Raw genomic sequence first — 21,668 nt, 5'->3', positions numbered from 1 at the left:
CCAGCGAGCCAGAAGCCAGCGGACCCGCATCCGGTGGGCCGGGATGCTGTCGTACACGATCGCGTCCGGCGCCCAGGCGATCTTGTGCCCGGCGCGCAGCAGGGCGTGGAAGAAGAACGTGTCCTCGCCGCCCATGGTGTTGAAGCGCATGTCGAAGGACAGGCCCAGCGCGGTCACCACCCGGAGGTCCAGGAGGGCGTTGGCCGTATAGGCATCCGCCACCAGGCCGTTGCGGACCGGCAGGGTCTTGGCGAAAAAGCCGCCGGCCGTGGCCCAGGCGGGGGGGACCCGGTCGAACAGCGGCACCACCGGCCCGACGCAGGCCGGGACCCCGACCCGCAGCGCGGTGTCGAGCAGGCTGCGCAGCCAGTCCGGGTCCGGGACCTCGTCGTCGTCGATCAGTGCGATCCAGTCGGCGCCGAGCGCATGGGCCGCCGCGAGGCTGCGGTTGCGCACCGCCGCCAGGCCCCGGACCGGCTCTCGTGCATAGGTGATCGGGAAGCGCCCCTCATTCCGATAGGCCTCGACCACCGGGATGGCCGCATCGCTGCGCCCATTGTCGACCACCAGGATCCGCAGGGCGGAATCGGCGAGGCTGCCGAGCCTCTGCCGGTCGATGGCCCTGAGCAGCAGCGCCAGCCCCGCCGGGCGCTCGCAGGTGCAGATGCAGATGCAAAGGCGCATGCGGCTTACCCCTGTCCGGCCGGGAGGGCGTCCGGCAGCGCCGGACGCAGGCGTTTCTTGAAGCGGTTGCCCGCCGCCGCCATCAGCGAGCCGGTGAGAAGCCGCCAGGCCCGGGGGCGCGCGAGCGCCAGCGCCGCGCCCCGAAGCCAGTGGCCGCCTTGAGCGGCGTCGATCACCCGGGCGATGACCTGCGCGGTGGCGAGGCTGTCGCGATAGGCGTGGGCGGCCTGGCCGATCTCGGGGGACCGCTCTCGCTGCTCGGCCCAGGCCGCGAAGGCGGCATCGAGGCGCTGGATGTCGGCCAGATGCAGCCGGTGGGACAGCGAGGCTGGCCCCCGCCGATAGCCGTAGCCGGCGTAAGAACTGACGACGAAGCGGGCCCCCGCCGCGAGCGCCGCCGCGCAGAACAAAAAGTCTTCGCCGATCCGGACTTCCGCGTCGTAGCGGAGGCCATGCCGGCGGACGAAGTCGGCCCGCAGCATCGGCTTGAGATAGCCGAGCTTCACCCCCGGGGTGAGCATCCGATTGCAGGTCAGGTACTGCGCGAGATCGACCGTGAACAGGTAGGGCTCCCGGCCGCGCTCCAGCATGCCGGCGCCGTGCGGGTCGAAGCCGCCGGAAAACGGGATCGGGTTGTCGGCGATGAGGTCGGCATTGGTGGCCGCGGCGAGATCCAGCAGGGTCCGGCTCCGGTCCGGGACGATCAGGTCGTCCGCGTCGAGGATCGCCAGCCAGCGGCCCCGGGCGGCCTTGAGGGCGGCGTTCCGGGCGGCGGACGGCCCGCGCGGCGCGCCGGTCTGCGCCCCGTCAAGGGGGATCCGGCGGATGCGCGGGTCTTCCGCCGCCAGCCTCGCGACCACGGAGGCGGTCCCGTCCACCGAGCCGTCGTCGACGACCAGGATCTCGACCGCGACGCCGGCCTGATCGAGGGCCGAGCGGATCGCGGTCTCGATCCACGGGGCGGCATTGTGGGCGGCCATGAGGAACGAGATGTCCACGGACACATCCCGCGCATCGGCCACGATCTGATTCGCCATCACTCGTCCTGCCCGCTACCCCCGGCGCTTGCGCGCGGGCGGTCTTCCCGGCCGCGGCCCAGCATGCCGCGAAGCGAATCCGGTGCACGACGCTCAAAGGGCGTAGGGCGGGGCGTAGCGCGGTTGCCACGCCGTCTTAGGGCGAAGATTGAGCTCGGAAGGTCGAGGTCCGGAGCCGGGACGGATTATTTTCGGCCGGCCGAACCGACGAAGGTTTACGGGCAGGCCCCGCCGAATCGGCGGTGATACCGCATTTCGCCCTGCGTCTTCATCGAATGGGCAATGATCGATACCAATATTGGACTATTATACGAAAATTCAGACATTATTGCCACGGGCCCGGCGAAATCAGCTTTGATATTTGTTAAACTTTATGTCTCCAGATGATTGCTGTCGGGCGCAGCCGGGCCGCGCAGCCACGAACGGACGGCCCTCCGAGGGCATCAATCACGGGGGATCTCGGTGCCCATCCGGTTCTATTTCGATGTCGAGAACGGCAGGGAGACGATCCGCGACCACGACGGCGTGGAGGCGGCGGATCTGGCCGAGGCGCTCACCGAGGCGCGCAGCGTCATCCAGGAGATGGCCCACGAGGTTTGCGCCGACGATCCCGGCACCGCCTGGGCCCTCGTGGTCCGGGACGGGACCGGCACCGTGCTGGCGCGGTTGCCGATCAGACGGTAGGCGGAGGCGCACTCGATCTGTCTGATTGCCGATATGAATATATTCCCGGCTCCGTACACGTCATGATATTCGGACACGATCTTAGCGTCCGGCATGTCGCGCAGCGGCCCCATCCAGACTTGCTACGCCGTTTGGAGAGGACCGGCACCCACCGAGGGTGGAGGTAAGCCGAATTCGAAGCCGAGATCTGGTGGGGGATCCCTCCTTTTGCGCGCCCGCGGCCATCTCTCGCTGCGGGCGAACCGGTGGCATGGGTCGGAGGCGCCGCGTCCCGGTGCGCGTCCGTGCAAGGCCCGGTCATGCTTCATCAAATGGTCCGTCGCGAACGGACGATCGGAGCCGCGCTCGCGGCCGGCGGTGGCTACGGCGCAGGCTTCGACACCCTGCGGCTCGTGCTCGCGCTGCTGGTCATGATGTTCCATGCCGGCGCCACGGTGGGCAGCAGGCTCTGGACCGAGACGCTCACGCCGCTGACCGGCAGCCTCGTGCCGCTGTTCTTCGGCGTCAGCGGTTTTCTGGTCGCCGGAAGCGCGTCGCGGCTTCCGGTCGGGCTGTTCCTCGTCAACCGGGCCCTGCGGATCCTGCCCGCCCTCACCGCCGTGAGCCTGGTCGCGGCCCTCGTCATCGGCCCGATGGTTTCCACCTACGACCCGGCCGCCTATTTCGCGCAGCCGGCGGTCTGGCAGTATGGCGCGAACAGCATCGGCCTGTTCCGCGGTCAGCTTCCCGGGGTCTTCATCCAGAACGGGCAGCCCGGCATCGTCAACGCCGCCCTCTGGACTCTCGCCTACGAGCTTGCCTGCTACGGCCTGATGGCGGCCCTGATCAGCATCGGGCTCCTGCGGCGCCCTCGGCTGCTCCTGGCGGTGGCGGTGGGGCTCGCGGTCACGCCCGCCCTGCTGGAGGCCCTGGGCCTGCTGCCCCTGTTCGAGCGGAACGGGCTGTTCCGCCTGTTCTTCCTCGGCCGGGGCGCGATCCTGTTCGCCGCCTTCCTCTGCGGCTGCCTGCTCTATGTCTGGCGCGATGCCGTGCCCCGCGACGGCCGGCTGTTCGCGGCGGCGCTGGCGGGGAGCGGCCTCGCCCATTGGCTCGGCCCGGACCGGTGGCATCTCGTCGATCCTGCCCTGTCGGGGCTGTGCCTCGCCTACATCGCGGTTTGGATCGGCGTCACGGATTTCGGCGGCAGGATCGGGCCGTACAAAGTCGATTACTCATATGGCCTGTATCTGTACCACTGCCTGATCCTCAACATCGTGGTTTTCCTGGTCCCGCAGATCGATTCGGTGACGCCGCTGGTCCTACTCGCCATTGGCCCGACGATCGGCGCGGCGGCCCTGTCGTGGCACGGCATCGAGCGGCCATGCCTGCGCGCCCGCAAGCGGCTCAGCCGGATCGCGAGCCGCACCGTCGCGGCCCTCGCAAGGACAAGGTTCGGTTTCCAAAGGGCGAGCCCTTTGGCAGGGTTCGGGACAGCGTCCCGAGGCTCGCAGGGCTCCGCCCTGCACCCGCAAAAGGTCGAAGACCTTTTGAATCCATGACGTCTACAGCGGATTGATCAGCGCGGGGCGCCGAGCCGCCCGCGCCGGTGCCCGCAGGATCCGGCGGGCGGGGGCTTCGAGGAGCCGCCAGGAGGCTTCCGCCAGCAGAAGGGTCAGCGCCAGGTCCAGCGCCAGAGTGACGGAGCGCGGCGCGGCGAGGTGGAGCCCGAGAGCCGCCAGCACCTGCTCCGCATGCAGCGGCACGTGGAACAGGTAGGCACCGTAGCTGATCACGCCGATCCGGCGCAGCCAGGCGCTGTCCAGGAGCGCCACCGCGCGGCTCCCCGGGGATTGGGCAATCTGCAGCAGCAGCAGGGCCGCCAGGATCCCGCTGAGCCGACCGAGGAGCAGCCACCGGCCGGGCTCCCCGGCCAGGAGCGGCAGGGCCAGGAACGCGGCCAGCACGCCGACCAGGACGGCATCGTTCCGGAGCCAGCCCGGCAGGGGTTTCGTGTGCAGCCCCGCCAGGCCGCCGAGCGCGATCAGCCCGAGATTGGCCAGGGTGTCGACATCGAAGCTCACCAGCGACGCGCCGGCCCACCACAGGGCGGCGTGCATCAGCACGCTGGCGCCGATGAGCGCGCCACACAAAGCTCCCAGATAACGCCGCGGCAGGAACAGGGCCGCCGGGGCGAACAGCAGGTAGAATTGCTGCTCGACCGCCAGGCTCCAGAGGTGCCCGAGTTCCGTCCCCCAGCCGTGGCGCTCGACATAAAAATTCGTCCCGTACAGCCAGGTCGCGAGCTTGAACGATTCGTCGCCGAGGTTCAGCGAGCGGCCCAGCGGGGTCGTGTAGAGCACGAGCAGGAAGACGTAATAGACCGGCACGATGCGGGTGAATCGATTCCGGTAGAACACCCGCAGGCTGTCCATCGGCGTCGCCGCGCCAGCCTCGATGCGGACCCGGGATGCCGCGAGGATCCGGACGATCAGGAAGCCGCTCAGCACGAAGAACAGCCAGACCCCGGCGCTGCCGACTGCTTCGGTTCGCGGGCTCGGCGCCTTGTGGCTCACGAAGACCATCAGGAAGGCCACGGCCCGCAGGCCGTCGAACCCGATGATGCGGCGCTCCTCAGCATCGGGCCGGATATCGGAGCCCGGCCGATTCTGTGGGTCCTTGGCACCGCATCGCCTTCTTCCGAAGGCCGGCAGCCACCGTTCGGGATGATGCGCCAGCTCTTTGATTCGCATCGTCCCGAAAGCCGGAGGCCACCTGTCGGGGCGATGCTCTAACGGGACCATGCACGCCTCGTCCGATTCGGTCCGGCTGTATAGGCCGGCCCGGCGCGGGACCGGCCTACCTCGATCGGCGTAGGCGAGCCCGCCCGAACATCTGCCGCATTGCTGTATTCGGCATTGATCCCGTCGTGTTTAGGGTTGTTTAACACTGTCAGTCTGGGGTATGATCGCGATGGCCCGTCCGATTCCGGGTGGAACACTGATGTGATCGGTCATCGCTCACATACGCCGGTTTCCGGACGATGCGATATCTTGCGGCAATCCCTGCCGCAGGCAGCCTCAAAGCGTCCCTGCACGATACGCGGACGCACGGTCCGGCCGCTTCGAGACGCTCACCGCCGCATCCCGAGCAAGACGACCAATCCCACGGCGAATGCGGCGCCGGCCTGGGCCGCCAGCAGCGCGACCAGCCAACCCTGCAGCAGGCCCACGGCAAAGCCGATCGCGCCCCCGATCAGAGCGGCGAAGACCAGTAGGACCAGCAATTACTTACCTCCACTGATGATTCGGCCGTCTCGTCGTTTCTGTATCTCGCATGTTTGCAGATGCGCCAACATCCCCAAGCATTCGGGTGATAGATATTTGCCCGCTTCGGGCGACGTCCTGTCCGGCCGCGCGGAGCCCCGGGTTTTGATCACATCTCGCACCGTCTCTTGCACCGTCTCTCGCACCTTTCGCACCGAGTGAGGAGCCGCCGCCATGCTGCGTCCGGTTGGAACCCCCACCTCCATCACCCCGTCGTCGCCGCACCATATGGTCGAGACGATCAACGAAGCGTTGGTCAAGACATTGCCGACCGCCTCTCCCGCGCGAATCGGGCTCCGGCTCGGCTGGACGACGAAGCGGGGGCTCGATACCGCGGTGGCGTTGACGGCCCTGTGTCTGCTGCTGCCGCTGCTGCTGCTCATCGCCGTGCTGATCTGGGCCAGCGACGGCCGGGCGCCGATCTTCCGGCACGTGCGGCTCGGCCGGCACGGGCGTCCGTTCGGGTGCCTGAAGTTCCGCTCGATGGTCCCGGACGCCGACGTGATCCTGGCCGGGTATCTCGCAGCGCACCCGCAGGCCCGGGTCGAGTGGGAGGCGACGCACAAGCTGACCCGTGATCCCCGGGTGACGACCCTCGGTCAGGTGCTGCGCAAGACCTCGCTCGACGAGTTGCCTCAGCTCTGGAACGTGCTGCGCGGCGAGATGAGCCTGGTCGGGCCGCGCCCGATCGTGCAGGGCGAGGTCGTCCGCTACGGGGCCGCGTTCGCCGCCTGCTTCTCGGTCCCGCCCGGCCTGACCGGGCTGTGGCAGGTCTCGGGGCGCAGCGACACCACCTATGCCGAGCGCGTGGCGCTGGACCTGGACTATGCCAGCCGCTGGAGCCTGCGCCGGGACCTCGCGATCATGCTGCGCACGGTGCCGGCGGTCCTGCGCCAGCGCGGGAGCCGCTGACGCGTGCGGCCGTCAGGCCGGGTCGTCGTTCTCCAAGGGCGCCACGAGACACAGGCGCCAGAACTCGAAGAAGCCGACCGCATACAGCGCGACGAGAAGGCTGATCCCGGACATCGTTTGGCCCCGCAGTGACCGCGAGCCTCAGCCTGCCAGGGGAATGGTTAACGGACCGTTACCGTCTCAATAATCCCGGGCTCAGGACGAGCCCGGAGCCTGGGCACCCGCATAATGACGGCCCAAAAGCGCGCGCCGCCGAAATGGATACCGGTTCGGCGTCAGCGAGCGCGTTCAGAAGGCCTCAGAGCCATTCCCGATCGCAATGCCGCGGTGCACGACGCTGCCTTGGGCGGTCGGCTGAGCGGATAAAACCGTCGATCCGGTCCTGAGCGACGATCATCCAACCCACCCCCTCATCCTGAGGTGTGAGCGCAGCGAGCCTCGAAGGAGCCCTCCAGGGATCGCGAGCAGACTGGAGGGCTCCTTCGAGGGCGCCGTCGCGCGCCGCCGCTTCAGGCTGAGGGGGTTGGATTGGACGGGCGCCGATCAAGACGAGGCCAGCCCCCATCGTGTGCCGTGTTCCAACGCGGTCGGAAACAGCCCTACCGGCAGACGATCGAGCCCTTGAAGCCGCAGGGATCGCCCAGCTTGGTGAAAGCGACGCGCTCGAAAGTGGCCGTGATCGGCCGGCCCGGGTAGCTGGCCGGCCCAAGCCAGGAGACGAAGTCCGCGCCCTGACCCATCCAGAGACTGAGCATGATCTTGCCGGGATGCGACGGGATCGGCTTGTCGGGCAGGGCCCGCACCTCGCGCAGCAGCCGGCCGTTGACGGACCAGCGGATCCGGTCGGGCAGCCATTCCAGCGCGTAATCGGCCATGGTCGTCGCGGCGTCGAAGCCGAGATTCTCGATGGTCTCGTGCTGGCCGGTGCCGCCGGTGAAGTAATTGAGCTGGACGCCCTTCGTGTCCTTGCCCAGGAACTCGAAATCGATCTCGTCGTTCGTCCGGCGGTCGCCGTCCTCCGGGCCGTTATAGGTGAAGAACGCCGAGACGAGCCCGGAGGCCGCGCCCGCCCGCATCCGGACCTCGTAGGTGCCGTAGCCGTAGCGCTCCTTGGTCTGGATCTCGGCGCAGCTGAAGGTACGGTCCTTGTAGGGGCTGTCGGCCAGGGTGAGGGTCAGTTCCCCGGAGGTCGGGATCTGGACGCGCTGGCGCGACCACGTGCAGTTCTGGAACTCGCCGTTGACCCAGCCGTCGGAGATGTACCAGCGCCGGTCACCGAGGGTGGAAAACGTCTCCACGAAGGAGCTGCCGCCCCGGAAGGCCGGCGCGTCGCCGGTGGGTTGAGCGGCCTTGTCCTCGGCCGCGGCCGCCAGGACCGGCAGCAGCAGGGCCGTCGCCAGGCAGGCGCGGCGGATCGGGCGGCGCGGTCTCGTCATGCTCACATCCTCGCCTGAGCCAAAGCAGGGCATCCGAGGGGAGTATCGGCGCGATCAGCCGACCGGGCCGTGATCTTTCGGACGAACGGATCCGGCGCCAGAGCCCTCCTTTTGGACGATCTCGCGTCCCGCGCGCAGGCCGCCTAGCGTGCGGGATGGTCGTCCGGCCCCGCCGGCCGAAGGCGTTTTGGAGTCGTCCGGTGCGAAGCGTCCAGGCCCAGACCGACGGAGCGGATGTCTGCGTCATCATCGCGGCGCGCAACGCCGAGGCCACCATCGCGACCGCGGTCGCCTCGGCGCTCCGGCAGCCCGAGGTCGCGGAGGTCATCGTCGTCGACGACGCCTCCACGGACCGGACCACCGCCGCGGCCGAAGCCGCCGGCGATGGCTCGGGCCGGCTGAAGCTGCTGCGGCTGACGCGCAATGCCGGGCCGGCGGCGGCCCGCAACGCGGCGCTGGCGGTCGCGACCGCGCGGCTGCTCTGCGTCCTCGACGCCGACGATTATTTCTTGGACGGGCGCCTGGGCCGGCTCCTGGCCGCCCCTCGCACCTGGGACTTGATCGCCGACGACATCGTCCTGGTCCGGGGCAACGCCGCCGCCGCCGTCGCCGGTCTGGTGACCGGGCCCGGCCAGCCGCAGCGTCTCTCACTCGAGGCCTTCGTCTCCGGCAACATCGGACGCGCGGGCGAGCACCGGCGGGAACTCGGGTTCCTGAAGCCGATCATGCGGCGGTCGTTCCTGCAGCGCCACGGGCTGCGCTACGACGAGCGGCTGCGGCTCGGCGAGGATTACGCCCTCTATGTCGAGGCCCTGGCGGCGGGCGCCGTGTTCGCCGTGACGGCGCCCTGCGGCTACGTGGCGATCGAGCGCGCGGATTCGCTGAGCGCGCAGCATCGGACCGACGACCTGGGGGCGATCATCACCTTCAACGACGCGATGCTCGCCCGGTCGGGGCTCACCCCGGCGGCCCGCAAGGCTCTGCGGGCCCATCGCGACGCCACGATGCGGAAATGGCAGCACCGGCGCGTCCTCGACCGCCGGCGCTCGCAAGGCTACGCGGCGGCGGTGCGTGAATTGCTCCAAGCGCCCCGAGCGTGGCGGCATATCCTGTCCGAGACCCTGGATGCCAAGCTGGCGCGGTTCGGTCCGACCCGTGGTCCGGAGGGGGATGCGCCGCCGCGTCTCCTGCTCGGGCCGGGCCAGTTTTTGCGACCGGCGCGATAAGCGCGCGGCCGGCCGGGTTCGTCAGAGCTCGCGCGCGCCGTTCTGCGTCCGGACGGCAGACACGTCGCATTGGACGTCGTCGAGCGCGCAGCGCACCCGCTCCAGCGCGGCACTGAACAAGTCTGTGATCTGAGGATCGCCCGACTGCGCGGCTTGCGGGTCCCGGAAGCTGTCCAACAGATACGGCATCATCTTCCCATGAAGCGCCAAGTAGGCCCCGGGATTCGAAAGCTCATAGACCACGGCCAAGGCATGATAGGCGCGCACCAAAACCTCGAGTGCAACATCCGCGCTGTGCGAGCCCCGGTCGCAATCTTCGCTGATCTTCATCGTGCCGATAAACTAGTTTCCGCCCTTATTGGGGCGTAACATGCCTTATCAACACTGTCGACGCTTCCCGTCATGGCAATTGTCATCGCCGATGCGCGGCGCGACATTTATCACGGGCTCATGGCTCAACGGCAACAGTCGGATCTCTGGCGGCGTTAGAGCGCTCGCGGCCGAAGTGGAGACCGGTTCGACGTCAGCGAGCGCACCGCGATTGGGGACGGCTCTACTCCGCGCGCCGACCTCAGCCTTGCATGTATCGGCTTGGCCGGATCATGGTGGCGATCTTGTTCTCGACCTCGACCAGGACGCTGTTCACAAGATGGGCCGCGCCCTCGACCGTCCCGGCGGCAAGCATTTCGCGGCCGCTGGTCTCCTGGATGATGCGGAAATTGTCCTCGACGAACGCGCGAATCTTCTGCTGGACGCCCTCGAACTCGCCCGGATGCGCGGTCTCGTAGAGGAGCGCCAGAGCTAGATAGGCGCGGCCGACCATATCGAGCGCCAGGCTTGCGCTCAGTTCGCTGGTCTCGCTCTGTGTGGGGGGCACGGCGGGTGAATTCCCTGTCAAGCGCTATGTTGCAAATCTATCAGTCTGTTCGGTCTCGGACAATCTAGAAAAATGATTGTCTCCATATTTTTATTGAGTTTCCAGCTGTTTAGCGGCCGCATGCGAGGCGGATATTGATCCAGTCGCGGCAATGTATCGGATCGAGACTTGAGAGCCGTCTCTAAAGGGGCGTCGATCGGCCGAGCATTGGAACATGAGATTTCCGGCCCTGCCAGGCGTGAACCGTCATCAGGATTCTTCGATAAATTGGGCTGCGATCGAATATCCATCTATAAGTGGTATATCTATACTGTGATAAATAGCCATAACATGTTCTAGTGTAGAGCCGACAAAGCATTAGCTAAGACAAATTCTCATGTCAAGCCACTTGATTAACGTTATGGTGGGATTGTAGTCTAGTGGCATCGGTGTCTGGAAAAGAAATCTTCTATGTTGATCCTAGAAAAATGCAAAATTGCATACAAGATGTCCTTGCCGATTCTTATCATGGCACTCGTGAGTGCAGGAACGATCTATTACACACTCAGTATGTTGGGTGACATTACGGAACGGAATCACGTCCTGGTCGATTATTACGTCGCACGCTTGGAGGCGTTCGCGCAGGTGCGCCAGGATTTCCAGACGGCCGGTCTGATGAACCGCAACATTCTCATCGGTCAGCCGGAGAGCGAACTCCCGGAGTTCGAGAAAGCCTTTCGTGACTCGGTGAAGCGCACGGCCGACAATATCGAGAGCCTCGCCGCGGGCGCGTTGAAGCAGGAAGTCCGCGATCTGCTGATCGATATCGGCAAGGTCACGCGTGACTATTACGGCGTCCTCGACAAATCCAATGCCCTCGCCCTTGGGAAGGATCGCGCCGCCGCGACCCAACTGGCCATGGTGGCGAGCCGCGAGATCGCGAAGCGATTCGAACAGACGGCGCGGATCTACGAGGACCGGGTCGACGCGCGGCTCGCCGACGGGAAGAAAGCGACGGAAGCCGCGGCCGCGCAGGCCCGGCTGGTCCTGATCGGTTCCGCGGTGGCGGGCTTGCTCATCGCCCTCGCGCTCTCGGCCGTCATCATCGTGTTCGGTGTGACGCGGCCGCTCGGCAGCCTCGTCACCGTCCTCCAGCGCATGGCGAAGGGCGAGATCGATGCCACCATCACGGAGGCGCGGCGCGGCGACGAGATCGGCGCGGTCGGGCGCGCGGTCGAGGGCATCAAGGTGAACGTCGCCCGCAGCGCCGCCGAGGAGGCCGAGCGCAAGCGGGCCGTCGAGGCCGCCGCCTCCGCCGAGCGCAGGCGCGTCCGGCTGGAACTGGCCCAGAGCTTCGAGCAGGCGGTCGCCGGCATCGTCGAGCAGGTCGCGTCTTCGGCGACCGAGCTGCAGGCCACCGCCCGTGTGATGACGGACATCGCCCAGGAGGCCGGCACCCAATCCGGCGCGGTGGCGACGGCGGCCGAGGAGGCCGCGGTCAACGTCAATACGGTCGCGGCCGCCACCGAAGAACTCGGCAGCTCCATCCAGGAAATCGGCCGGCAGGTGCAGGGCTCGACCGACCTAGCCCAACGAGCGGTCGGCGAGGCCGACCAGACCGCCGCCCTGGTGGCCGAGCTGAGCGCGGCGGCCAACCGGATCGGCGACGTGGTGCAGATGATCTCGGCCATCGCGGCGCAGACCAACCTGCTGGCGCTGAACGCCACGATCGAGGCGGCCCGCGCCGGCGATGCCGGGCGCGGCTTCGCCGTGGTGGCGAGCGAGGTCAAGGAACTGGCCGGCCAGACCGCCAAGGCCACCGAAGAAATCGCCGGTCAGATCGGCCGCATCCAGGGGGTGACGGGCGAGGCGGTGGGCGCGATCGGCACGATCACGAACCGGATCCGCGAGATCAACGGGGTCGCCAGCTCGATCGCCGCGGCTGTGGAGCAGCAGGGGGCGGCGACGCAGGAGATCGTGCGCAACATCGCCCAGGCCACCGCCGGGACCAAGGAAGTGACCGGCAACATCGTCGGGGTCGCGGACGCCTCCGAGCAGACCGGCGCAGCGGCCGGCAACGTCCTCTCGGCGGCCACCGGCCTGTCGCACCAGTCGGAGCGCCTCTCGGCCGAGGTCGATCGCTTCCTGGCCACCTTGCGGGCCGCGTGAGGGGGTTGGAGTGCGATCGCGACGGTCGTCCGGGCCCGGAAGACCCCGGGTTTCCGCAATCAGAAAATCCGCGCCAAGCCCATCCGGCCCTGCGTGAGGCCCTGCATCGCCCGGAGCTTGAGCGCCAGGATCCGGTTGTGCCGGGCCATCGTGCGGAGGGCCTCTGCGGTCGCGGGATCGCCGGCGCGGGCCAGGGCCTGGGCGGCGCCGGCCATGTCGGTGGCGGTGGCATCCGCCAGCGCCGCGGCGTGCAGATCCTGCGGGGACGACGAGGTCGGTCTGGCCATAGCTGCTCGCGATCGAAGGCTCGCCCGATCCTCCGAACGAAGGGTTAACAACTGGTAAACCGCGGGGTGCTCATTTCCGGACGGGCAGGCGTCCGACGAGCCATCCGGCCTCGTCGCGCACGAGCAGGGTCCAGGGCGGCCCCGCAGGCTCCTCGGCGATCTCGTCGGCCATCTCGGCGATGACGCTGCGCGCCTCGAACAGGGCCTCCGCCAAGTCGGCGGCCTCGACGCCGGTCGTGTCGTGGAGCGTGATCTCCGCGTTCGCCAGCTCGAAGTAGAAACGCGCGGCCAAATGGACTCTCCTTGGCCAAAGTCCCCGAGCGAGTTCGGCCTGACGATCCTGCCCGCCTAAACCCTCCGACATCCAGCCCTAAAAGGAGAGAAAAAGACTTAGCTTTTAGGCTGGTTGATCTCACGCAGGCGTCAGGAACAATGCGGGATTCCCGGGGCCTAAGCCCTGCGAGGTATCCAGCCGGTATTCGGGGCGTCCGGGCCGCTCTGCCGGATCGCGCCAGTGCCCTACCCCGTCCCGCCGACCGCCCCTACGCCTTGTTCCTGAGGTGCCGCCGCGATGGCCTCGCCGTAGAGCGGGGCATCCAGGCGGTCGCGGTGCGACGAGGCAAGGACAAGGCGAGCATGAACATCACGATGGTCGGGTCGGGCTATGTCGGGCTGGTCTCCGGGGCGTGCCTGGCCGATTTCGGCCACAGCGTCGTGTGCGTCGACAGCAATCGCGACCGGATCGACGCGCTGAATGCCGGGCAGATCCCGATCTTCGAGCCGGAACTCGGCGCGCTGGTCGCCGAGAACGTCCGCCAGGGCCGGCTGTCCTTCGTCGCCGAGCTGGAGGCGGCGGTCGCGGAGGCCGACGCGGTGTTCATCGCGGTGGGCACACCGTCCCGCCGGGGCGACGGCTTCGCCGACCTGTCCTACGTCTATCAGGCGGCCCGCAGCATCGCCCGGGCGCTGACCCGCTTCACCGTGGTGGTGACCAAGTCGACCGTGCCGGTGGGCACCGGCGACGAGGTCGAGCGCATCATCCGCGAATTGCGGCCTGATGCCGACTTCGCCGTGGTGTCGAACCCGGAGTTTTTACGCGAAGGCGCTGCGATCGCCGACTTCAAGCGCCCGGACCGGATCGTGGTCGGCAGCGAGGATCCCCGGGCCGAGGCGGTGATGCGCGAGGTCTACCGGCCGCTCTACCTCAACGAGGCGCCGATCCTGGTCACCTCGCGGCGCACCGCGGAGCTGACCAAGTACGCCGCCAACGCGTTCCTGGCCGCCAAGATCACCTTCATCAACGAGATCGCGGATCTCTGCGAGCAGGTCGGCGCTGACGTCCAGCAGGTCGCCCGCGGCATCGGCCTCGACAACCGGATCGGCGGCAAGTTCTTGCACGCGGGGCCGGGCTATGGCGGCTCGTGCTTCCCGAAAGATACGCTGGCCCTGGTCAAGACCGCCCAGGACGCCGGGACGCCCCTGCGGCTGGTCGAGACCGTGGTGGCGGTCAACGACCAGCGCAAGCGCGGCATGGCCCGCAAGGTGATCCGGGCCTGCGGCGGGGTGCGCGGCAAGACGATCGCGGTGCTGGGCCTGACCTTCAAGCCGAACACCGACGACATGCGCGACGCGCCGTCGCTGGCGATCGTCACCGGCCTGCAGGATGCCGGCGCCCAGGTCCGCGCCTACGACCCGGAGGGGATGGACCAGGCCCGGCCGCTCCTGCCCGGGGTCGATTTCGCGCAGGATCCCTACGGTTGCGCGGAGGGCGCGGACGCCCTGGTGATCGTCACCGAGTGGAACGCCTTCCGGGCGCTGGACCTGGCGCGGCTGCGCGCCACGATGCGGGCGCCGATCCTGGTGGACCTGCGCAACGTCTACCGGCCCGAGGAGGCCCGGCTCCACGGGTTTTCCTACAGCAGCGTCGGCCGCCCCGAGGAGCCGGCTTTCGATCGGGAGGCCGCCCGGCCGGCGACGTCGTCCGAGGCGACGGTCCGGTCGCTCCTCGCCGCCGGCTGAAATGCCCGCCCTGGTCGCCGGATCGGGCGATCGGGGCGAGGCCCCGGCAGCGGGTGTCCATGCAGCACACAACGACAAAGCCGTGCCCGATCACAGCGGATCGGGCACGGCTTTGTGTCGTACGGGTCTTCGTCGGGCGACGCTCAGGCCGCCGGGGCCTTCATGCTGGCCAGGCTCGAATCCTCGCGCAGGAAGTACTTGTTGGTCAGGTACGCGACCTCGGTCCGGTTCTTCGCCTTCAACTTCTTCATGATGTTGCGGACGTGAACCTTCACGGTGCTCTCGCACATGTTGAGTTCGTAGGCGATGATCTTGTTCGGCGTGCCCTTGCGCAAGGCCCGGGCGACGCAGAGCTGGCGGGGGGAGAAGATCTCGTCCTCGCTGGCTTCGACCGGCTCCTCGACCTTGATGCTGGCGAGAAGCGGGAACAGGCATTCCGCCGGGATGTAGACGCCGCCCGCCTGGACGAGCTGGAGCGCCTGCAGCGCGATGTCGACGGAGGTCGTGGTCGGGATGTAGCCCTTCACCCCGAGCTTGATGGTCCGCACGATCTGGTCGAGGTTCTCCCCGTCCGAGATGACCGCCACCGGCGGGGCGTCGGCCTCGCCCTGCAGCAGCGCCAGCTCCCGGGTGATCTCGGCCCACTCGGTCTCCGAGAGGTTGCCGTCCGGCCGGCACAGCACGACCACGTTGGCGGCCGCGAACGGTGTCTGACGCTTCCAGCTCTCGATGTCCGGGAAGACCTCGAACACCGTATCCTTGTCGGCTTCCCGGAGGGACGCCGCCAGGCATCGACCGACCAGCTGCCGCCGATCGATGATCACGATGCGGTTCGTGCGGGCCAGGGTCGGGTCCCGCTGCTCGATGACGGCCGGACCGTCACCGCCATGGGCGCCCGAAAAGCCGCTGCGGCTTTGGAGACTATCCCGCTCAACGATGACGCGTTCGTCTCGAGTACCAAGACTGGCCATAAGAAGTTACCCCCTTTCGCAGGAGCCCATTGTCAGACGAGGGCGTAGGAACCCAATGAACTCGCCATCGGCGTGACACTGGCGGATTGCGGTCCGTCCGGAGCCTTATTGGATGGCTCTCGATGACCGCGGATATAATGCTAACTTTCGTAAAATCCGCTGTAAATACCCTATCGGCGTCTGTTTGATTAAATTTCTACGCAGGTTAATTCAGTTACGAACTACGTACGTAGCGTGTCGTCCAATCGGGGCCGGCGTCACTGAAAGATCTTGCCGGCATTCGCCAGGTCTTTTCATGTGTGCGACTGTTCGCCAGGCCATTGCGCCGGTATCGGAGCGATCGAGCTGAAGTTTTAGTGGCCCGTAATATGAAACCTGCGGCCCCGGTGTTTTCATCCGTGCGAGCGGACGTTCCCAGGGTCGAATTCAGTTATTGAAACCGGTATTCGTCGGTCTAGTTTGCCGGTTCAAATTCGATTCGCACGCGCGTCACGCATGTGAGCGACCAGCCGCCTGAAAAACAGTTTTCGCAAAATAGAGGGTCTATAGGGACTGATTTTTCGGGCGCCTCGACGGTCCCGGGCTTCGTGACGGCCCGAACGGGGCGAATCGTCGGCGAATCGAGGTCCGGCGCGCGCGCCGGACGGATCCGCGGGCAACTGATTCGCCGGCCGTCGACCAGCCGATCACGCGATCCGCGCCAGCAGGTCCCGCATGCCGTGGTCGTCCACGAATTTCGAGGTCTCGCAGGCGAGGAGGCCGTTCTGCCTCTGCGCGTAGGTCGCGCCGTCGAGAGTGCGCAGGAACGCGATCACCGAGTCCTCCAGCGGTTCCGGGAAGGCCCAGCCGACCCCCTCGGCCTCGGCGTAGCGGCCGGTGGCGGTCTCGGCGCGCGCCAGCGTCAGAGCCCCGCACAACCCGCCCTCGTAGAGCCGGTTCGGCAGCAGCCAGTCCGAATTCAGGCCGTCATCCAAGTAATCGACCGCCCAACTGAAGTGGACGCCGCCATAGATGTCGGGCAGCTCACCGGGATTGGCGTAGGGGCCGCGGAACGTCATGTTCGGATGCCGGCTCAGCGTCGCAGCGAAAACCTCCGGGTCGATATCCTCCTCCGAGAGCCGGCCCGCGATGACGATCCGCACCGAATTGCCGAGCGCCCGCGCGATCGCCGCGAGGATCGTCAGGCTCCGGCGGCAGCGCAGCGTGCCGAACCAGCCGATCACCCAGGGCGGTCCCGCGACGCGGCCGCGATCGAGCCGGTGTGCCACCTCGGCGAGGCGGTGGGCCATCACCTTGTTCTCGAGCAGGTGCCACGGGCCGGAAAAACCCTGGACCGGCTCGAAATAGCGGGTCACGAAATCCGGCGCGCTGACGACGAGGAGCGCGCTGCGGCGCAGGATCCAGCGCTCGACCGCCCGGGCGATCCGCCCGACCCTGTCTCGGCGCACCATCAGCCGCTGGATGTCGAGCACCTCGTAGACCAGCGGCGCGCGGCTGCCCGCGAGACGGGCCGAGGCCCAGGCGACCAGGGCCATGTCGAGGTTGCGGACATAGACCACGTCGGCGGCGCGCAGGTCGCGCCATCGCGTCAGCGCCCGGACGATCCCGAGCGCGAGCACCGGCAGCCGCCGGCCGTAATGCCGGTCCACGGTCTGCCCGAGGGAAACGGTGTCGCTGGTGCGCGCGGGATCGGCGAGGCCGGCTCGCGCCCGCACGAACATGTATTCGACCACCGACCAGCCGGATTCCCGGATAGCGCCGACGCGTTTCCGGATGGTCGGCTCGATCCGGTCATGGCCGAAGAAGGCGACCCGGCCGAGCACTGCGGTTTCGGGGTGGGTCTGTGTCATGGCGTGCCGCACCAAGCGACGGCCATCCCATTAAACTCCCTCATCCTGAGGTGGCGGAGCGCAGCGGAGCCCTCGAAGGAGCCCTCCAGGGACCGCGGCGGTTTCTGGAGCCCTCCTTCGAGGCTGCTGCGCAGCACCTCAGGATGAGGGGCGTGAGTGGGGGCGGCCGGGTTCTTCCGTCCGCCTGGGCGATCCGACCGGCGAACCCCCGTCACGCGGAGGCCCCGGAATCCGTGACGTCGGCAGCCGGCCGGCGCCGCCAGGATCGGGCGAGCCGGGCCGGGGCCGCTGCGGCCGCGGCCCGCTGGACCAGGGCGTTCACGATCGTGCCGCGCCGGACCGCCGGCGTGGTGTTGGTCTTGTTGAGCACGACGCCCAACACGGTGCAGCCGACGGATTCGAGGTCCTGGACGGCGGCGACCACGTCGTCGATGTTGGTCTTGCCGGCCTCGGCCACGAGGATCATCCCGTCCAGCATGTCGAGGAGCGGCCGCAGGGTCGGCAACTCGTCCACCGCCGGCAGGTCGACGACGATCCGGTCGAGATGGGTGCGCTCGTCCTGGACCAGGCTGGCGATGGCCTCCGGAGTCATCAGGTCGCTGAAATGCGGGTCGCCCGGGAGGAGGCTGCCGCAGGTGAGCAGGCGGACATCCCCGAGCGGGTGCCGGACCGCCTCCTCGGTGCCGCAGCGGCCGGCGAGCACGTCGAGCAGCCCGGGCTGGTCGGCGGCCTGGTTGAGCTGCGACAGGGTCGCCTGCCGCACGTCGGCGTCGATCAGCAGGATCCGGCTGGCCGTGGCCGAGCGCGACCGGCCCAGAAGCTGGGCGAAGTTGCTCGCGAAGGTGGTCTTGCCGGTGCCGGCGCCGACCGAGGTCACCCCGATGGCGAAGACCGGGCCGCGGCGGTCGTTGCCGAGCAGATGCGTCTTCAGGCTGTGCAGGCGCTCGACGAAGACCGATTGCGGCATGAACCGCACGGCGCTCGCCTTGAACGCCTCGACGCTCGCCGGGCGCAGGGCTTCGCTGGCATGGTTCTGCGCCAGTGACAGGGCAGCCCGGTAGCCGGGCTCGCGCCGCAGCTCGGGCAGCGCGGCCAGGCAGGACAGGCCCTGTCCGGTGAGCTGCCCGGGCGCCCGCAGGGTCCGGTCGAACCAGTGCCGCGCGAAGGCGCCGCTCACCCCGATCCCGGCCCCGACCAGCATCCCGAGCATCACGATCAGGCCGCCGCGCGGCGCGCTCGGGCGCTCCGGGACGCTCGCCGGGGTGATCACGTGGGCGGAGGCCTGCGGGTAGGATTGCTGGTTGACCGCGTCGATGTAGCGGCTGAGCAGGTTCGTGTAGATCTGGTCGTAGGTCTCGGCGGCCCGGTCGAGCTCCTTGGCCTTCACGCGGGCGTTGCTGGTCACCAGCGTCTTCGAGATCATCGCGTCGAAGGACGCCGTCATGCTGTCCTCGCGCGCCTTGGCGACCTCGTAGTCGCGGTCCAGTGAGGCGGCGAGGCGCTCCAGCTCGGCGCGCAGGGATTGCTTGGCCGCCAGCACGTCCTTCTGGATCGCCAGGACCGCCGCATGATCGGGGCCGAGGCGGCGCTTCAGGTCGTCGGAGCGCTGCACCAGGTCGACATACTGCTTGCGCAGCTGGATGATCACCGTGTCCTTGAAGGCCTCCGTCATGCCTGGATCGGCGATGTCGGAGGCGAGCAGCAGGTTGATCTGGTCGCGGGTGGCGCGGGCGTCCACGGTCTTGGACCGGGCGGAGGCGACCGCGGTGTTGAGCTCCTCGAGCTGCTGCTCGCCCACCAGGCCGCGCTTGCCGAGATCGATGATCGCGTGCTCCGCCTTGTAGGTCTGGGCCTCCCGGGAGGCCTCGCTGGCGCGCTGCTGGAGTTCCTTCAGACGCGGCAGGATCCAGTCGCCGGCGACCTTCCAGATCTGCGACCGGTTCTCCAGCTGGGTGGCGACGTAGGCGTCCGCCACCGCGTTCGCGACGGCGGCGGCGGCCGCGGGATTGTCGAGGCTGTAGCCGACCTCGATGACGTAGGCCGCGCCGATGCGGGAGGCTTCGAGGTTCTCGCGCACCATGCCGGCCTGGCGCTCCTCCGGGCTCGCCGCGACAGGCGGCTTGGCGGCGAGCGAGAGGCCGATCAGGCGGCCGACGAACAGCTTGACCGCACCCAGCGCATCGCGGACCTTCGCCACCAGCGGATGCGGCGGCACCGACAGCTCCTGCGCTGGCGGCAGGTCGAGCCGGTGCACGGCAGCCAGGGCGATCTTCTCCGAGCGGATATACTCGACCTGGCTCTCGACCTCGGCGATCTCCAGGGGGGACGCCCCGCCCGGGGTGTCGCGGGCGGTAACCGGACTCGGGCGGCTCTCGATATAGACCCGCGCCTTGGCGGTGTAGATCGACGGCGCGGTGGCGACGTAGATGATCGCCGCGACGAACCCGACGCCGCTGAGCGCCAGGATCGACCGCCAGTTCCGCCGTATGATCGTCAGGATCGCGACCTGGGCTTCGGCGTCGGGTGCGCGCGGCCCGTCCCGCCACGATCGCGCCGGGCCGATGGGATCGGCCCGCAGGAAGGACGCGCTGGTCGAGTGTCTGTTCATGGCTCTTCCCTCACGCGGCTGGCTTGCGGCTTCACAGGTCGGGTTCGGCGGCAAGAGCCTGAACCGCTGGGCTTTTTCGCTCCCCTTTGCGGGGAGGGGGCAGGGGTGGGGGTGGTGCGGGATCGAGCGTCACGGTGCCGTCTGAGCCACCCCCACCGCCAACGCCTCCCCGCAGGGGGGAGGAGAGCGCGGTCCGCCCTTGAGAAGACGATGTGAACATCGTCGCCGTGGCGGGGTCTCACCTCTGGCGGCGTCAGTTCTGGCCGGCACCGTCGCCGATCCCCCGCAGGGCGGGGTCCGGCTTGAGCACGACCTCCACGACGTCGCCCGGCTGAAGCTCCGTATCCTCGGCCGCGTCGGTCAGGTTCAGGGTGGTCTTGTTGGGGCGGAAGACGGCGATCGACGCCCGCACGCGGTTGCCGGACAGGAGCTGGGTCCGCAGGGCGCCGGTATAGACCAGCTTGTCGTTGATGCTGTTCAGGCGCGAGCGGAGCGCGGTCAGGTTGTCTTCCGAGACCTGCAGCTTCTCCATGGCGTCCAGGGCCTGCTGGTCGTCGACCCGTTCGAGCTTGCGGGTCAGCTCGCCCTTGTCCCGCTCCAGCTGGGACACCTGGACGGTGGTCTGAAGCGCCCGGGTCGAGGACAGCAGCACCGCCCGGCGGGCATCGGTCAGGCGCGTCGTGACTACGGCGCCGCGCTGGAACAGGGCGCGCACCGCGTCGTACTCGTCGGCGTCGGCGGTGACGCCCTCCTTCTCCTTGGCCTGTTGCTCGGTCAGGCTGACCAGCTGGCCCTGGGCGCGGACGAGGGCGCGCTGCAGATGGTCCTTCTCCTTGCCGATGTCGGTCATCTGCACGCGCAGCTGCTGCTCGGCGAGCTTCTGCGCGACGGTGGCCCGGGACGGCGGCACGTTCAGAGGCGCCTCCGTGCCGGCCGGCGATGCCTGGGCCGCCTTGTCGGGACGCGCCCCCGCGATGATCGCCTTCAGCCGCCAGACATTGGCGCTCTCCCGGGCGATGCTGCCCCAGACCGCATCGTATTCGGCGCGCAGGTTGGCGCTCTCGACCACCGGGTTCTCCATCCGGAAGCGCAGGAGGTTGTAGCCGCCGGCCAGCGCCACCGCCTGCCGGACGGTCATGCCCGGGTGGAACGGGTGCTCGCCCTGCTTGGTCACGTCGCCGCTCAGGTAGACCGGCTGGTACTTCGCGATCCGCACCCCGATCTCGTCGGGTTCGATCACGGCGATCGATTCGCGCCCGTCCGTATTGCGCTGCCGCACCGCCTTGGCCGGCAGCGACTTCTGGAGGGTCTTGCGCAGCTCCGCGACGGTCAGCCCGGCCGCCGGCACGTCGCCGAGCAGCGGCACCATGACGGTGCCGTCGACCCCGACCGTCGCCTCCTGCTTGAATCCGGGAATGCTGAGCGCCGTCACCTCCAGGGTGTCGCCCGCCGCGATCCGGTATTCGGCGAAAGCCGGGCGGGCGCCGAGGACGACCAGCATCGCCGCGCTCGCGGCGCAGACCCGTCGCAGCGAGGGCGCGCGCCGGGCGGGATTTTCGGCGAAGAATTCGGAACGGGCCGGACGGGACCAGGTCTTCACGCGTCGTCCCTTCATGCTCGGGTGCAG

At 68.3% G+C, this 21,668-nt stretch carries 19 protein-coding genes; 6 read left to right on the top strand and 13 right to left on the bottom strand.

What is annotated here, in order from left to right; translation table 11 throughout:
* Both MKK67_RS19480 and MKK67_RS19475 read right to left on the bottom strand, forming a co-directional pair.
* The coding region (locus MKK67_RS19480) for a glycosyltransferase family 2 protein (protein WP_243968454.1) at positions 1-684 on the bottom strand (684 nt) is incomplete at its 3' end.
* A 5-nt stretch (positions 685-689) separates the two neighbouring features.
* Positions 690-1,721 carry a glycosyltransferase family 2 protein gene (locus tag MKK67_RS19475; RefSeq protein WP_243968452.1) on the bottom strand — a complete coding sequence of 344 codons (1,032 nt, stop codon included), beginning with the start codon at positions 1,719-1,721 and terminating at the stop codon, positions 690-692.
* A gap of 462 nt (positions 1,722-2,183) precedes the next feature.
* On the opposite strand from MKK67_RS19475, the gene MKK67_RS19470 reads away from it, so the two are divergent.
* Both MKK67_RS19470 and MKK67_RS19465 read left to right on the top strand, forming a co-directional pair.
* Positions 2,184-2,405, top strand: a complete 222-nt coding sequence (locus tag MKK67_RS19470; protein WP_243968450.1) for a DUF6894 family protein — start codon at positions 2,184-2,186, stop codon at positions 2,403-2,405.
* Positions 2,406-2,716: 311 nt separating this feature from the next.
* The gene (locus MKK67_RS19465; RefSeq protein ID WP_243968448.1) at positions 2,717-3,943 is read left to right on the top strand and encodes an acyltransferase family protein; all 1,227 of its coding nucleotides are present in this window, start codon (positions 2,717-2,719) and stop codon (positions 3,941-3,943) included.
* 3 nt (positions 3,944-3,946) lie between these two features.
* Here MKK67_RS19465 and MKK67_RS19460 read toward each other — a convergent pair whose 3' ends face one another.
* Together MKK67_RS19460 and MKK67_RS19455 are read right to left on the bottom strand one after the other, a co-directional pair.
* Positions 3,947-5,134, bottom strand: a complete 1,188-nt coding sequence (locus tag MKK67_RS19460) for an acyltransferase family protein (protein ID WP_243968446.1) — start codon at positions 5,132-5,134, stop codon at positions 3,947-3,949.
* 380 nt (positions 5,135-5,514) lie between these two features.
* The gene (locus tag MKK67_RS19455; RefSeq protein WP_243968444.1) at positions 5,515-5,667 is read right to left on the bottom strand and encodes a hypothetical protein; all 153 of its coding nucleotides are present in this window, start codon (positions 5,665-5,667) and stop codon (positions 5,515-5,517) included.
* Between the two features lie 214 nt (positions 5,668-5,881).
* Here MKK67_RS19455 and MKK67_RS19450 point away from each other — a divergent pair, with 214 nt between their 5' ends.
* Positions 5,882-6,619, top strand: a complete 738-nt coding sequence (locus tag MKK67_RS19450) for a sugar transferase (RefSeq protein ID WP_243968441.1) — start codon at positions 5,882-5,884, stop codon at positions 6,617-6,619.
* Positions 6,620-7,218: 599 nt separating this feature from the next.
* On the opposite strand, the gene MKK67_RS19445 is transcribed toward MKK67_RS19450, so the two are convergent.
* Complete coding sequence (locus tag MKK67_RS19445; RefSeq protein ID WP_243968439.1) at positions 7,219-8,055, bottom strand: glycoside hydrolase family 16 protein; 837 nt, start codon at positions 8,053-8,055, stop codon at positions 7,219-7,221.
* Between the two features lie 200 nt (positions 8,056-8,255).
* Between MKK67_RS19445 and MKK67_RS19440 the strand changes: the two genes are divergently transcribed.
* On the top strand, positions 8,256-9,281 hold the full coding sequence (locus MKK67_RS19440) for a glycosyltransferase family 2 protein (RefSeq protein ID WP_243968437.1): 1,026 nt from the start codon (positions 8,256-8,258) through the stop codon (positions 9,279-9,281).
* Between the two features lie 21 nt (positions 9,282-9,302).
* On the opposite strand, the gene MKK67_RS19435 is transcribed toward MKK67_RS19440, so the two are convergent.
* Both MKK67_RS19435 and MKK67_RS19430 read right to left on the bottom strand, forming a co-directional pair.
* The gene (locus MKK67_RS19435; protein ID WP_243968435.1) at positions 9,303-9,611 is read right to left on the bottom strand and encodes a hypothetical protein; all 309 of its coding nucleotides are present in this window, start codon (positions 9,609-9,611) and stop codon (positions 9,303-9,305) included.
* A 241-nt stretch (positions 9,612-9,852) separates the two neighbouring features.
* Positions 9,853-10,158 carry a hypothetical protein gene (locus MKK67_RS19430; protein ID WP_243968433.1) on the bottom strand — a complete coding sequence of 102 codons (306 nt, stop codon included), beginning with the start codon at positions 10,156-10,158 and terminating at the stop codon, positions 9,853-9,855.
* 507 nt (positions 10,159-10,665) lie between these two features.
* On the opposite strand from MKK67_RS19430, the gene MKK67_RS19425 reads away from it, so the two are divergent.
* Positions 10,666-12,306: a methyl-accepting chemotaxis protein gene (locus MKK67_RS19425; RefSeq protein ID WP_409568422.1), complete on the top strand. Its 1,641-nt coding sequence runs from the start codon at positions 10,666-10,668 to the stop codon at positions 12,304-12,306.
* A gap of 59 nt (positions 12,307-12,365) precedes the next feature.
* On the opposite strand, the gene MKK67_RS19420 is transcribed toward MKK67_RS19425, so the two are convergent.
* On the bottom strand, positions 12,366-12,593 hold the full coding sequence (locus MKK67_RS19420) for a hypothetical protein (RefSeq protein ID WP_243968429.1): 228 nt from the start codon (positions 12,591-12,593) through the stop codon (positions 12,366-12,368).
* 70 nt (positions 12,594-12,663) lie between these two features.
* Positions 12,664-12,885, bottom strand: coding sequence for a DUF6894 family protein (locus MKK67_RS19415; RefSeq protein WP_243968426.1), 222 nt, complete (start codon positions 12,883-12,885; stop codon positions 12,664-12,666).
* A 344-nt stretch (positions 12,886-13,229) separates the two neighbouring features.
* Here MKK67_RS19415 and MKK67_RS19410 point away from each other — a divergent pair, with 344 nt between their 5' ends.
* Positions 13,230-14,612 carry a UDP-glucose dehydrogenase family protein gene (locus tag MKK67_RS19410; RefSeq protein WP_243968424.1) on the top strand — a complete coding sequence of 461 codons (1,383 nt, stop codon included), beginning with the start codon at positions 13,230-13,232 and terminating at the stop codon, positions 14,610-14,612.
* Between the two features lie 143 nt (positions 14,613-14,755).
* Here the strand turns inward: MKK67_RS19410 and MKK67_RS19405 are convergent, their stop codons facing one another.
* From MKK67_RS19405 to MKK67_RS19390, 4 genes are all read right to left on the bottom strand, one after another.
* On the bottom strand, positions 14,756-15,583 hold the full coding sequence (locus tag MKK67_RS19405) for a LuxR C-terminal-related transcriptional regulator (protein ID WP_243968421.1): 828 nt from the start codon (positions 15,581-15,583) through the stop codon (positions 14,756-14,758).
* Positions 15,584-16,269: 686 nt separating this feature from the next.
* Positions 16,270-17,433, bottom strand: a complete 1,164-nt coding sequence (locus MKK67_RS19400; RefSeq protein WP_243968418.1) for a glucosyl transferase — start codon at positions 17,431-17,433, stop codon at positions 16,270-16,272.
* Between the two features lie 211 nt (positions 17,434-17,644).
* The gene (locus MKK67_RS19395; RefSeq protein ID WP_243968416.1) at positions 17,645-20,041 is read right to left on the bottom strand and encodes a GumC family protein; all 2,397 of its coding nucleotides are present in this window, start codon (positions 20,039-20,041) and stop codon (positions 17,645-17,647) included.
* A gap of 253 nt (positions 20,042-20,294) precedes the next feature.
* A complete protein-coding gene (locus MKK67_RS19390; RefSeq protein WP_243968414.1) occupies positions 20,295-21,656 on the bottom strand; it encodes a polysaccharide biosynthesis/export family protein in 1,362 nt (453 codons plus the stop codon).
* Positions 21,657-21,668 lie beyond the last annotated feature (12 nt).

Source organism: Methylobacterium sp. J-072, assembly GCF_022829425.1.
GTDB lineage: Bacteria > Pseudomonadota > Alphaproteobacteria > Rhizobiales > Beijerinckiaceae > Methylobacterium.
The sequence above is the reverse complement of the archived record's forward strand: the minus strand, read 5'-3'. Positions and strand labels throughout refer to the sequence as shown.